Origin of the sequence: Isoptericola sp. NPDC060185, assembly GCF_042728595.1 — a bacterium.
Classification (GTDB): domain Bacteria; phylum Actinomycetota; class Actinomycetes; order Actinomycetales; family Cellulomonadaceae; genus Isoptericola.
Genome location: NZ_JBHWYY010000006.1, coordinates 93290 through 105717, shown reverse-complemented (window position 1 = coordinate 105717; position 12428 = coordinate 93290). Strand labels below are relative to the sequence as shown.

Here is a 12428-nt window from a genome sequence, read left to right as displayed (position 1 = left end):
CTCACGCCTCCGTCCCGGTCGTGGCCGGGCCCGCCGACTCGTCCGCCGACGGCTGCCGCCACGACGGCTTGCGCAGCTTGAGGAAGAGCCACGGGATCAGCAGCCCGATGACGCCGAGCCCGCCGCCCACGATGAGGATGTAGAGCCCCACGGACCCGCTGGAGAACTGCGCCGGCGGCACGAAGCCGATCACGAGCGCGGCGATCGAGGCGACGAAGCCCACCACGCACAGCAGGCCGAGGGCGGGGGCGCGGTAGCCGCGGGGGTGGTCGGGCGCCGTGCGCCTCAGCCGCATCGCGGCGACGAACAGCAGCAGGTACATGATCAGGTACACCTGCGTGGTGATCACCGACAGGATCCAGTAGGCGCTGGAGACGTCGGGGATGAACGCGTAGAGCAGCGCGATGACCGTGGTGAACACGCCCTGCGCCACGAGGATGTTCTGCTGCACGCCGTGCTTGTTGAGGCGCTGCAGGAAGGGGGGCATGTAGCCCTCCTCGCGCGCGACGGTGAGCAGGCCCTTCGACGGCCCCGCGAGCCAGGTGAGCATGCCGCCGATCGACGCCACGATGAGCATGAGGCCGAGGATCGGCGTCAGCCACGAGACGCCGAAGTTGGCGAAGAACGCGTCGAACGCCTGCATGACGCCCGCCGTGAGGGAGAGCTGGTCGGCCGGGATCACCCAGCTGATCGCCACCGCCGGGAGGATGAAGATCACCAGCACCAGCCCGATCGCGAGGAACATCGCCCGCGGGAACTCCTTGCCGGGCTTGCGCAGCGTGTTCACGTGCACGGAGTTCATCTCCATGCCCGCGTACGACAGGAAGTTGTTGACGATGAGCACCAGCGACGCGATGCCGGTCCACTGCGGCAGCAGGTGCGAGGAGTCCATCGGCGCGGCCGACGCGTGGCCCTGCCCGAGGAACACCATGCCGAGGACCACGAGGATCGCGGCCGGGATGAGCGTGCCGATGATCAGCCCCGCGCTGGACAGGCCCGCGACCGTCTTCGTGCCCTGCGAGGACACCCACACGCCGGCCCAGTAGATGACCATGATGACGATCGCCACGTACACGCCGTTGGACGCCAGCGCCGGGTTGATGACGTACGCGAGCGTGCTGGCCACGTACCCCAGCAGGCTCGGGTAGTAGAAGATCGTCATCGCGAACTGGCACCACACCGCGAGGAAGCCGAGCGGCTTGGAGAGCCCCTCCGCCACCCAGCGGTAGACGCCGCCCGACCAGCCGGACGCGAGCTCCGCCGAGACCAGCGACGTCGGCAGCAGGAACACGATCGCCGGCACCACGTACAGGAACACCGCGGCGAGCCCGTAGACCGCCATCGTCGGCGCCGCCCGCAGGCTCGCCACCGACGACGTGATCATGAAGGCGAGCGTGAGCCACGTGATGTAGTTCCGTGGCGTGCGCGCGGTCATCGCCTGCCGCACCTGCTCGCGGGTCGGCGGTGCCGTCCCCGTCCCTGACGTCGTCATGCCGACCTCCCGACACCCGTGCCTCCCGGCGGACGCCGGACCTCTCGAACGATAAGAGGGCAGGTCACAGGCCGCACGGCGAACGGGACGGAACCACCCCGCGGCCGGGCTGATAGCGTCCCGAGGCGTGAAGATCCTGGTGCCCGGCAACGTCCCCTTCGACCTGACGATCGACGTCCCGGGCGTCGAGGTGGCGCACTACGTCATGCGCGACCCGGTGCCCGAGGAGCACGCCGACGCCGACGCGCTGGTCACGTGGTCCAGCCCCCAGCGCGTCATGGAGGACGCCGCGCGCCGGATGACGCGGCTGCGCTGGGTGCAGACCCTCAACGCCGGCCCCGACCAGGCGCTCGCCGCCGGGTTCGCACCGGACGTGGTGATCGCCTCGGGCCGTTCCCTGCACGACACGACCGTCGCCGAGCACACCCTGGCGCTCGTCCTCGCGTCGGTGCGCCGGCTCGACCGCACGCTCGCGGCGCAGCGCGAGCACGTCTGGGACCGCGACCTCGGCCGCGAGCAGGCCCGCGACGAGGCGCTGTTCACGCTGCGCGGCGCCCGCGTGACCGTGTGGGGCTTCGGCTCCATCGCCGCCGTGCTCGCGCCGCTGCTCGCCGCGCTCGGCGCCCAGGTCACGGGCGTCGCGACGAGCCCGGGCGAGCGCTACGGCTTCCCCGTCGTCGGGTCGATCGACGAGGTGGCGCCCACCACGGACGTGCTGATCTCCCTGCTGCCGGCCACCGACGACACCCACCACGCGCTCGACGCGCGGGTGCTCGGCCTGCTGCCCGCGCACGCGCGGTTCGTCAACGCCGGCCGCGGTGCCACGGTGGACGAGGACGCGCTGGTCGCCGCGCTGCGCGCCGGCACCCTCGCCGGGGCGGCCCTCGACGTCACCGGCACCGAGCCGCTGCCGGAGTCCTCGCCGCTGTGGGACGCGCCGCACCTGATCCTCACCCCGCACGTCGCGGGCGGGCGCCCTCAGGACGCCGCCGCGTTCGTCACCGCGCAGCTGGAGGCCTGGCTGGCCGACGGCGCGGCGGGCCTGCGCAACGTCGTGGCGCGCTGAGGGCGGACGGCGGAGAGGACACCCGTGAGGAGAACCGTCCGGCCGATCGGGCCACGACGCCGAGGGCCTTCGTCAGCGACAGCCTGCTCGACCACCCCCGGATGGACCGGGGCATCGACGCCGTCCTGATCGGGCTGGCCGCGCTCGGGCCCGGCCTCTACCTGGTCGCCCACGACCTGCCGGAGACGTCGAGCTGTCTGGCGCCGATCATGCTCAGCGGGCTACCGACGCGTCTCCCGGGTCGCGGCCGTCCACTACCGCAACGCCGCCACCATCAGGCCGCTGTGGGACCGGGCCGACCTCCACCGCGCCCTCGTCGTCCGTCTCGCGCACCCCTGGACCTGCCGCGAGTGCGGACGAGGCGCGGCGGACCGGCGGGGCCGGGCGGGCGGGCCCGCTACCAGCGGCCGGCGCGGGGCCGCGGCTGGCAGACCGGGCAGGTGTACGACGAGCGGTTCATGAACGCGTCGCGCCGGATCGGCGTGCCGCAGCGCGGGCACGGCTCGCCCTCGCGCCCGTAGGCGGCGAGGCCGCGCGCGAAGTAGCCGGACTCGCCGTTGACGTTGACGTACAGCGCGTCGAAGCTGGTGCCGCCCTGGGCCAGGGACTCCGTCATCACCTCGGTGGCGGCGTCCAGGGCGCGGCGCACCTCCACCGGCCGCAGCCGGTCGGTCGCGCGCGCGAAGTGCAGGCGGGCCCGCCACAGCGCCTCGTCGGCGTAGATGTTCCCGACCCCGGACAGCAGGCCCTGGTCGAGCAGCGCGCGCTTGATCCCGGTGCGGCGGCGACGCACCGCGGCGACCACCGCGTCGGCGTCGAACGCCGGGTCCAGCGGGTCGCGGCCGATGTGCGCCACGGGCTCCGGCACGGCCGGCAGGTCGCTGCCCAGCCCGCCGGCCGCGCCGTCGGGAGTCGGCTCCAGGTCGACGACGGACAGGTGGCCGAACGTGCGCTGGTCGACGAAGTCGAGGTACTCGGCACCCGACGGAGCGCCGCGCAGGTGCAGGCGGACACGCAGGTGCGGGTGCGCCCAGTCCCCCGCCACGCCCGGGTCGCGCACCAGCAGCTGGCCGGACATCCCGAGGTGGGCGAGGAGGGCGGCGCCGTCGCCGGACGCCGCACCGGCCCCGGCGGGCGCGCCCAGGGGCAGCCAGAGGAACTTGCCGCGCCGCACGGCGGCGTCCAGGCGCCGGCCGCGCAGCTGGTCCACGAACCCGGCGGGGCCGCCGTCCTGGCGGCGCACCGAGTAGTCGCGGAACACCTCGACGTCGCGCACGACGGCGCCCACCACGAGGCGGTCGAGGCCGTCGCGGACGGTCTCGACCTCGGGGAGCTCAGGCACCGGCGGAGTCGGGCGCCGCGCCGGGCACCGGCAGCTCCTGGAGGGCGTGGTACGCCTCCTCGGCGGCCGCCTGCTCGGCGTGCTTCTTGGCCGTCCCGGTGCCGAGGCCCAGCACCGGCCCGGCGGCCACCTGCGCGTGGAAGACGCGCGCGTGCTCGGGGCCCTCGCCCGTCACGTCGTAGACGGGGGCGCCGAACCCGCGCTCGGCGGCCGCCTCCTGCAGCGACGTCTTCCAGTCGAGGCCAGCACCGAGGTCCGCGGCGGCGTCGAGGGTGGTGTCCACGAGGCGGTGCACCAGCGCGCGCGCCGGCTCCAGCCCGTGCGACAGGTAGGCCGCGCCGATCAGCGCCTCCACGGTGTCCGACAGGATCGAGTCCTTGTCGAAGCCGCGCGTGCGGATCTCGCCCTTGCCCAGCAGCACGAAGGCGCCGAGGTCGAGGCGGCGGGCGATCGCCGCGAGCGCGCGCTGGGACACGGTCGCCGCGCGCATCTTCGCCAGCTCGCCCTCGGACTGGTCCGGGTGACGCCGGTAGAGCGCCTCCGTGACCACCAGGCCGAGCACGGTGTCGCCCAGGAACTCGAGCCGCTCGTTGGTCGGGATGCCCCCGGCCTCGTGCGCGAACGAGCGGTGCGTCAGGGCAAGCACGAGAAGCTCGGGATCCAGGTGGATCCCGAGCTTCTCGAGAAGAGCGGTCGGCTCCGGCTGCTGCCGGGTGCCGCGTGCAGGCATGTCAGCCCGCGTGCTCGGTGCGCAGCGCCTCGGCGTACTGACGGCCCTTGTAGGCGCCGCAGGTGGGGCACGCGGCGTGGGACAGCTTCTGCCCCTTGCAGCTCGGGCACGTGGTGAGGACGGCCGCGGTGGTCTTCCACTGCGAGCGACGCGCCCGGGTGTTGCTGCGCGACATCTTGCGCTTCGGAACAGCCACGGCTAGCTCTCTTTCGTCTCGTCGGACACGCTCGGATCGTCGAGCATGGTCTGCAGTGCCGACCAGCGAGGGTCGACCAGATCGTGATGGTGGTCAGGATCGTCGGCCAGCCGCGCCCCGCAGACGGAGCACAGGCCAGGGCAGTCCTGACGGCACAGCGGTTGAAATGGTAGTGCAGTCACGAGCGAATCCCGAACCGCCGGCTCGATGTCGGCCAGGTCGTCGACCAGCACCGCCTCGTCCTCGGCCTCGTCGTCGCCCGCGTCCTCCGCCGCCTGCGCCCTCTCGGGGTAGGCGAAGAGCTCCTGCACGCGCACCGTCACCTGCTGGGAGACCGGGTCGAGGCAGCGCACGCACTCCCCCACCGCCGTGCCGCGCACGACGCCGGACACCAGCACCCCCTCCAGGACCGACTCGAGCCGCAGGCCCAGGGTCAGGTCGTCGCCCTCGGGCACGCCGATGACGGCGGTCCCCATGTCCGCGGGGGCGGACACCACGCGGGCGACCTCCTCCATCGTGCCGGGTCGCCGAGACAGCTCGTGCGTGTCGAGCACGAGCGGCGAGGGCTTCGCGGTGGCGATGGCAGGCTCCAGGGACTGACGGGCAGGAAAGGGGGTCGGCCCGACTCGGGCCAGCGACCTAGTCTAGGCCATCCCCGCCGCAGGTGGCAGCACGCCCGGACGTGACCCGTCTCTCATGCGCGGGTCGGGGGCGCGAGATCAGGACTGCGCGCCCTGCGGCCACCGCGGGTCGGCGACGGCGTCCCACCGCACGCGCGGCGCCCCCTGCTCCAGGCGGTCGGCCAGCTTCTCGCGGCCGGCACGCACCTGGTTCGTCAGGGCGTCCAGGTCCTGCTGGAAGTCGGCGAGGCGGCCGTCGCAGTACGCGTCCGCGTCCGTGCGCAGGGCCGCCGCCCGGCGCTCCGCCTCGGCCACGATCTCCGCGGCACGGGACTGCGCCTGCACCACGACCTGCTCCTTCTGCACCAGCTCGATGGCGCGGGCGCGGGCCGACGCCACGATCTCCTCCGCCTGCCGGTGCGCGTCGTCCAGCGTGTCCCGCGCGGAGGCGAGCACTTCGTCGGCGCGCGCCACCTGCGTGGGCAGCGCGTCCCGCAGCTCGTCGACCAGCGCGAGGGCCTGGTCGCGATCCACCTTCACGTTGGCCGACAGCGGGACCGACCGCGCGTTCTCAACCAGCGCCGCCAGGTCCTCGAGGATGTCCAGGAGGCCGCCCGCGGGGTTCTCCTGGTCGTCGTGGCCCCGCACGGCCGGGGTCTCGGTCGTCTCGCTCATCCCTTGCTCCCTCGCTCCAGTGCCTCCCGCACCGCCGCGGCGACGCCGGGCGGCACGAGGTCCTCGATCGGCCCGCCGTACCGTGCCACGTCCTTGACCAGCGACGACGCGACGTGCGCGTAGCGCTGCTCCCCGGGCACGAAGACCGTCTCCACGCCCGTCAGGTGCCGGTTCATCAGGGCCATCGGCAGCTCGGCGTCGAAGTCCGCGCCGCCGCGCAGCCCCTTGACCACGGCGACCGCGCCGACCTCGTGGCAGAAGTCGACCAGCAGGCCCGGCACGACCTCGACCCGCACGTCGGCGGTCTCCGGGTCGGCGGCGAGCGCCGCCCGGGCGAGCTCCACCCGCTGCTCCGGGGCCAGCAGCGCGTTCTTGGACGCGTTGCGCGCCACCCCCACCACGACCTCGTCGAACATCCGGCGCGCGCGCCGGACGATGTCGAGGTGGCCGAGGGTGATCGGGTCGAACGACCCGGGGCAGACGGCGATGCTCACGCCGTCACGCTAGTACAGGGGGTGGGCGATCCCCGGGAGCCCGGCCGGGCCCGTCGCGGGGTGCCGCCGGCGCCCCTCGGGGACACCATGGGGGCATGGCCACCGCCCCCGGTCCGGCGCCCGCCGTCGTCCCCCTCACCACCGACGCCCAGCTCGCGTCGCTGTGGCGCGACGTGCTCGAGCCGTCCTTCCCGCCCGCCGAGCTGATGCCGCTGGAGGACCTGCGCGCCGGCTGTCGCGCCGGGGAGCAGACCGCACTCGGAGTCGAGCGCGACGGCCGCGTGACCGCCGGGATCGTCGCGTCGTGGTCGCCGTCCACCCGGGTGCTGCTGGTCGACTACCTCGCCATCGCCCCCGGCGGGCGCGGCGGCGGCGTCGGCGGCCTGCTGCTGGACCGGTCCGTCGCGGCCTGGCGGGCGGAGCGCTCGCCGGCGCTGGTGCTGGCGGAGGTCGAGCACCCCGCCCACCACCCCGCGCACGCCCAGCACGGGGACCCTGCGGCCCGCCTGCGCTTCTACGCGCGGCACGGCGCGCGGGCCCTGGCGCTCCCCTACTTCCAGCCCGGCATGGGCGGGCCGGGCTCTCCGCGCGTCCCGGCGATGCTGCTCGTCGCGCTGGACGTGGGTGAGGTCCGGGGCGGCGACCCGGTGCCCGGCGACTCGGTGCCCGGCGACTCGGTGCCCGGCGACTCGGTGCCCGGCGACCCGGTCCGCCGGTTCCTCGCCGAGCACCTCGTCGCGTGCGAGGGCTCGCTGGTCGACGACGACGCCACCCGGCGGCTGCTCGGCGCCGCGTCCGCCGACCGCGTCCCGCTGGTCGACCCCGCGGACCCGGACGCGCTGGCCGCCGTCCCCGTAGCGACGCTCGAGGGCGCCGAGCGGTACGCCCCGCCGCGGTCAGCCGGCTGAGCCGCCGCCGCCCTCGGTCGCGACGTCAGGCTCGGTCGCGACGTCGGGCTCTGTCGCGGCGTCGGGCTCTGTCGCGGCGTCGGGCTCGGCGTAGTGCACCGCCGTCTCGCCGTAGTCCTTGCGCGCGAACGCCGCCAGGCCGGCGGGCCAGGCGGGCTCGGGGCTGCGCGCCGAGCGCTCGACCACGACGACGGCACCCGCGGCGAGCACGCCGGGCGCGGCGAGGTGCGCGAGCACGGTCGCGAGCGCGTCCTCGGCCAGGTCGTAGGGCGGGTCGAGGAAGACGACGTCGAACCCGCGACCCGCCGAGCCGCCCGTCGAGCCCTCGGCGGGCGCGGCGCCCGCCGCGAACCGCTCGGCGGCGTCGGCGACGACCCGCACCTCGCGCTGCAGGCCCAGGGTCGCGACGTTGCGGCGGGCGACGTCCGCCGCGCGCCGGTTCGCGTCGACCAGCACCACCTCGGCGGCACCCCGGCTGGCGGCCTCCAGGCCGAGCGCGCCGGAGCCCGCGAACAGGTCCAGCACCCGCGCGCCGTCGAGCACGTCGAGGTGGTCCAGCCGGGAGAAGATCGCCTCGCGGACCCGGTCGCTGGTGGGTCGCGTGCCCTTCGGCGGCACCTGCAGCGAGCGCCCGCCGAACCGGCCGGCCACGATCCTCGTCATGGCGGTGAGCCTAACCAGTCGACGGGTCACGCCCGCTCGAGGAACTCCTCCTGCTCGTCGTCCAGCTGGGCGGCGATCGCGGCGCGCAGCTCCGGGTGGTCGACGAGCTCCAGGTCGGCGCCGACCACCGCGGACGCCTCGCGGCGGGCGTCGGCGATGAGGTCGGCGTCCTGCACCACGCGCAGGAGCCGCAGGGAGCTGGACCGCCCGGACTGGGCGGCGCCGAGCACGTCCCCCTCGGCGCGCAGCTCCAGGTCGAGGGTCGCGAGCCGGAACCCGTCCGTGGTCTCCGCGAGCGCCTCCACGCGCGCCGCGGCGGGCGTGCCCGGCTGCGCCGTCGACACGAGGAGGCACAGGCCGGCCGCGGCGCCGCGCCCCACGCGCCCGCGCAGCTGGTGCAGCTGGGACAGGCCGAACCGGTCGGCGTCGAACACCACCATCACGGTCGCGTCGGGGACGTCGACGCCCACCTCGATCACCGTCGTGGAGACCAGCACCTGCAGCTCGCCGGACGCGAACCGGGCCATCGCGGACTCCTTGTCCGCGGCCGCCATCTGCCCGTGCAGCACCCCGACGTCCAGCCCGGCGAGCGCGGGCGTCTCCCGGAGCATGTCGGCCACCTCGAGCACGGCGCGCAGCGGCGGTCGGTCGTCCGCGCCCTCGGCGTCCATCAGCTCCAGGAGGTCGGGGACGTCGTCGAAGTCCTTGGCGGCTGCTCCGCCGCCGGACGGCAGGTCCGCGTCCGGGTGGATCCGCGGGCACACGACGTACGCCCGGTGCCCCTTGTCGACCTCCTCGCGCACGCGCGCCCAGGTGCGCTCCATCCAGCGCGGGTTGCCGGCGGGCACCACGTGCGACGTGATCCCGGCGCGCCCGGCGGGCACCTCGGTGAGCGAGGACGTCTCGAGGTCGCCGAACACTGTCATCGCGACGGTGCGCGGGATGGGCGTGGCGGTCATGACGAGCACGTGCGGCGCCACGCGCCCCTTGGCGCGCAGGGCGTCGCGCTGCTCGACGCCGAACCGGTGCTGCTCGTCCACGACGACCAGCCCGAGGTCGGCGAACTGCACCTGGTCGCCGAGCAGGGCGTGCGTGCCCACGACGATCCCCGCCTCGCCGCTCGCCGCCTGCAGCAGCGCCTCCTTGCGCGCGGCGGCGCCGAGCGAGCCGGTGAGCAGGGCCACGCGGGTGCCGTGCGCGGCGCCGCCGAGCAGGCCACCTTCGGCGAGCGGCCCCAGCAGCTGGCGCAGGGTGCGGGCGTGCTGCGCGGCGAGCACCTCCGTGGGTGCGAGGAGCGCGGCCTGCCCGCCGGCGTCGACCACCTGCAGCATCGCGCGCAGCGCCACGACCGTCTTGCCGGAGCCCACCTCGCCCTGCAGCAGCCGCTGCATCGGCCGCGCCTGGGCGAGCTCGCGCTCCAGGTCCTCGCCGACGGAGCGCTGCCCGTCGGTGAGCGTGAACGGCAGGGCCGCGTCGAAGTCGGCCAGCAGGCTCGCGGCGCCCGGCCCGGCCAGCGGCCGCGCGGTGGCCTCCTGCTCCGCGGCGTGCGCGCGGCGCTGCGCGAGCGCCGCCTGCAGCACGAACGCCTCCTCGAAGCGGAACCGGTGCCGTGCCCGCTGCCACGCGCGCTGGTCGTCCGGCACGTGGATCGCGCGCAGCGCCTCGAGCCGCCCCGGCAGCCCGGCGCGCTCCCGGACGTCGGCGGGGACCGGGTCCTCGACGTCGGCCTCGGTGAGGGGGTCCAGCACCGTGCGCACGGCGCGCTGGATGCGCCAGCTCGGCACCGACGACGACGCCGGGTAGATCGGGATGGGGCGGCTCGCCTCGAACATGGCGGCCTCGGCGTCGTCCGCGTCCACGCCGACCAGCACGTAGTCCGGGTGCGTGAGCTGCCGGGTGCCGCGGTACTCGCTGACCACCCCGGTGAACAGGCCGACCCGGCCCGGCCGCAGCTTGTCCTCGTGCGGCCGCAGCGCCCCCGCGCGCTTGGCGAAGAACGTCAGGGCGAGCTCGTGCCGCCCGTCCGTCACGACCGCCTGCAGCATCGCGCCCGCCCGCGAGCGCATCGTCCGCACCGTTGCGTGCGCGACGCGGGCCATCACCGTGACGTGCTCGCCCAGCGCGAGCCGGTCCATGTCCGTCAGCGTCCCCGGGTCCCCGTAGCGGCGGGGGTAGTGCCGCAGCAGGTCCCCCGTCGTGACCAGCCCGAGCTTCTCCAGCGGCGCCGCGCTGCGCGCCCCGAGCACCTTCGTCAGGGCCTCGCCCTCGCGCCCGGTCACGACTCGGTCCCGATCGACTCGACCCCGACCGTCTCGACCCCGATCGTTACGCCCGCGCCGGGGCGGCCGGTCGCGAGCACGACCACCTCGGCGTCCGGCGCGCCGGCGGCCGCGGCCCGCACGACGTCGTCCAGCGCCCCGGGCGGCGCGGCCGCGTCCGCCAGGACCGTCACGAGCTCCGCGTCGGGCGCCGCCGCCAGGAGGTCACCGAGCGCGCGTGCCGCCGCCGCACCGTCGCCGGCCCACGTCGTGAGGCGCGCGAGCGCCGCGCGCACGGCCGCGGGAACCCCGCCGTCGCCGTCCATGTCGCCACCGCCGTCGCCGTCCTCGTCCTGACCGACCTCCGCGAGCGCGGCGACCGCGGTCACGACGCTCGCGTCGTCGGGCGCGTCCAGCAGGACGACGGCGGGCTCGGCCGCGCCGGGGTCGCGGTGCGCCGCGAGCGCCCGATCCAGCGCGCCGGCACCGCCGGGCACCGGGCCGGGCAGGACGAGCACACGCTCGGCGGGCACGCCGAGCGCGGCCTGGGCGAGGTCGTCGGGGGTCACGGGCAGGTCCAGGTCGAGCAGGACGACGGCCCCGCCGCGGGCCAGCTCGCCGGCGAGCGCGGGGGCGCTCGTCGCGACCACGGCGCCCCACGGCGCGTCGGGAGCGACGCCCGACCCGGCCCCGTGCTCGCCGAGCACCGCGAGGTGCCGCACGTGCACGCGCGAGACGGCGCCGTCTGCGGCCCAGCGCCGGGCGACGTCGAGCCCGCCCGCGAGGTCGGTCGTGTGCACGTGCGCCTGCCAGAGCGACTCGTCGCCGGGGACCGCCGGCTCGTCCGGGACGTCGAGGTCGTCCGGCTCGTCGGGCTCGTCCGCGCCGCCCACCACGACGACCGACTCGCCGACCGCGTCCAGGTCACGGCGCAGGGCGTCCGCGACGGCCCCGGGGCCGAAGTCCGCCGCGGCGGCGGGGCGGTGCAGCACGAACATCAGCTCGAGCGCGTCGTCGTGCGCGGGCGCGTCGGCGGCGGGGCCCAGCGACTCCGCGTCGCCGTGCCGCGGCTCGCCCTGGCGCAGCTCGACGTCGAGGGTCACGGTGCCGGTCACGGGCGCCATCGTGCCGGGCGCCTCCGACACGGCCCGGTGCGCCTCGGCGAGCGCGCCGAGCACGAGCAGGAGGCCGCCGGCCCCGGCGTCGAGCACGCCCGCGTCCCGCAGGGCAGCGAGCGAGCCGGCGCTGGTGAGCAGGGCCTCGCGCGCACCGGCCCGGGCGGCGTCGAGCACCTCCTGGCGGCGGTGCAGGTCGCTCCCGGTCACGACGGCTCCGGGCCGGCCGTCCGGGGCCGCCGCGCGCGCCGCCACCGCGGCGGCCTCCGCGGCAGTGAGGATCGTGCCCGGCGCCGGACGGGCGACGGCGAGCCGGGCGGTCCGCGCAGCCGTGCCCAGCGCCCGCTCGACCGGCTCGCCGCGGGTCGCCGCGGCGGCCAGGCCGCGCAGCCACTCGCTGAGGATCACTCCCGAGTTGCCGCGTGCGCCGAGGAGGGCGCCGCGCGCCAGCACGCGCAGGAGCCGCGCACCGCCCGCGCCGCCCGGCTCCTCCTGCACGGTGTGCGCGCCCTCGCGCAGCGTGAGGTACAGGTTGGTCCCGGTGTCGCCGTCCGCGACCGGGAAGACGTTCACGCCGTCGAGCGCCGTGCGCGCGCCGCCGAGCGCCTCCACGGCCGTCCGGACCCACAGCCGCACGACGGCCGCGTCCCGCAGGTCCGGGTCCGTCACGTCGCCTCCCGCTGGCTCTCGAGCACCCCGCCATGCTCCCCTGGCCGGGCGGTGTCCGCGGCCCACCGTAGCGGTGAGGCACCCCACGTTGAGGGGCACCCTCAGCATCGGCTATCCTCGTGTGGTTGCCCGGGCGGTTCCGGGCTCCCCCAGACCACTCACTTTCACGTCCTGCTGCCCTGGCGCGGGACGTGTCACGA

At 75.9% G+C, this 12428-nt stretch carries 12 protein-coding genes; 2 read left to right on the top strand and 10 right to left on the bottom strand.

Features of this window, described 5'->3' with window-relative positions:
* Nucleotide 1 precedes the first annotated feature (1 nt).
* Nucleotides 2-1492 (bottom strand): APC family permease, encoded by a 1491-nt coding sequence (locus ACFWDO_RS04210; protein WP_380314945.1) that lies wholly within the window; start codon nt 1490-1492, stop codon nt 2-4.
* A gap of 127 nt (nt 1493-1619) precedes the next feature.
* Between ACFWDO_RS04210 and ACFWDO_RS04205 the strand changes: the two genes are divergently transcribed.
* Nucleotides 1620-2558, top strand: a complete 939-nt coding sequence (locus tag ACFWDO_RS04205) for an NAD(P)-dependent oxidoreductase (protein ID WP_380314948.1) — start codon at nt 1620-1622, stop codon at nt 2556-2558.
* Between the two features lie 397 nt (nt 2559-2955).
* Here the strand turns inward: ACFWDO_RS04205 and mutM are convergent, their stop codons facing one another.
* From mutM to coaD, 6 genes are all read right to left on the bottom strand, one after another.
* Nucleotides 2956-3900, bottom strand: coding sequence for a bifunctional DNA-formamidopyrimidine glycosylase/DNA-(apurinic or apyrimidinic site) lyase (gene mutM, locus ACFWDO_RS04200; protein ID WP_380314951.1), 945 nt, complete (start codon nt 3898-3900; stop codon nt 2956-2958).
* Nucleotides 3893-4630 (bottom strand): ribonuclease III, encoded by a 738-nt coding sequence (gene rnc, locus ACFWDO_RS04195; RefSeq protein ID WP_380314954.1) that lies wholly within the window; start codon nt 4628-4630, stop codon nt 3893-3895. The genes mutM and rnc overlap by 8 nt, the downstream gene beginning before the upstream one ends.
* 1 nt (nt 4631) lies before the next feature.
* On the bottom strand, nt 4632-4826 hold the full coding sequence (gene rpmF / locus ACFWDO_RS04190; RefSeq protein WP_079574722.1) for a 50S ribosomal protein L32: 195 nt from the start codon (nt 4824-4826) through the stop codon (nt 4632-4634).
* Between the two features lie 2 nt (nt 4827-4828).
* Nucleotides 4829-5380: a YceD family protein gene (locus ACFWDO_RS04185; protein WP_380314957.1), complete on the bottom strand. Its 552-nt coding sequence runs from the start codon at nt 5378-5380 to the stop codon at nt 4829-4831.
* A 165-nt stretch (nt 5381-5545) separates the two neighbouring features.
* Nucleotides 5546-6121: a hypothetical protein gene (locus ACFWDO_RS04180; protein ID WP_380314960.1), complete on the bottom strand. Its 576-nt coding sequence runs from the start codon at nt 6119-6121 to the stop codon at nt 5546-5548.
* Nucleotides 6118-6615 carry a pantetheine-phosphate adenylyltransferase gene (gene coaD, locus ACFWDO_RS04175; protein ID WP_380314963.1) on the bottom strand — a complete coding sequence of 166 codons (498 nt, stop codon included), beginning with the start codon at nt 6613-6615 and terminating at the stop codon, nt 6118-6120. The genes ACFWDO_RS04180 and coaD overlap by 4 nt, the downstream gene beginning before the upstream one ends.
* Nucleotides 6616-6710: 95 nt before the next feature.
* Between coaD and ACFWDO_RS04170 the strand changes: the two genes are divergently transcribed.
* The gene (locus tag ACFWDO_RS04170) at nt 6711-7523 is read left to right on the top strand and encodes a GNAT family N-acetyltransferase (RefSeq protein WP_380314966.1); all 813 of its coding nucleotides are present in this window, start codon (nt 6711-6713) and stop codon (nt 7521-7523) included.
* On the opposite strand, the gene rsmD is transcribed toward ACFWDO_RS04170, so the two are convergent.
* The 3 genes from rsmD to ACFWDO_RS04155 are packed head-to-tail and all read right to left on the bottom strand — an operon-like array spanning nt 7512 to nt 12228.
* Nucleotides 7512-8186: a 16S rRNA (guanine(966)-N(2))-methyltransferase RsmD gene (gene rsmD / locus ACFWDO_RS04165; RefSeq protein ID WP_380314969.1), complete on the bottom strand. Its 675-nt coding sequence runs from the start codon at nt 8184-8186 to the stop codon at nt 7512-7514. The two genes, ACFWDO_RS04170 and rsmD, sit on opposite strands and share 12 nt — an antisense overlap.
* Nucleotides 8187-8212: 26 nt before the next feature.
* Nucleotides 8213-10465, bottom strand: a complete 2253-nt coding sequence (locus tag ACFWDO_RS04160) for an ATP-dependent DNA helicase RecG (RefSeq protein WP_380314972.1) — start codon at nt 10463-10465, stop codon at nt 8213-8215.
* The gene (locus tag ACFWDO_RS04155) at nt 10462-12228 is read right to left on the bottom strand and encodes a DAK2 domain-containing protein (protein ID WP_380314975.1); all 1767 of its coding nucleotides are present in this window, start codon (nt 12226-12228) and stop codon (nt 10462-10464) included. Before ACFWDO_RS04155 ends, ACFWDO_RS04160 begins: the two co-directional genes overlap by 4 nt.
* Nucleotides 12229-12428: the final 200 nt, after the last annotated feature.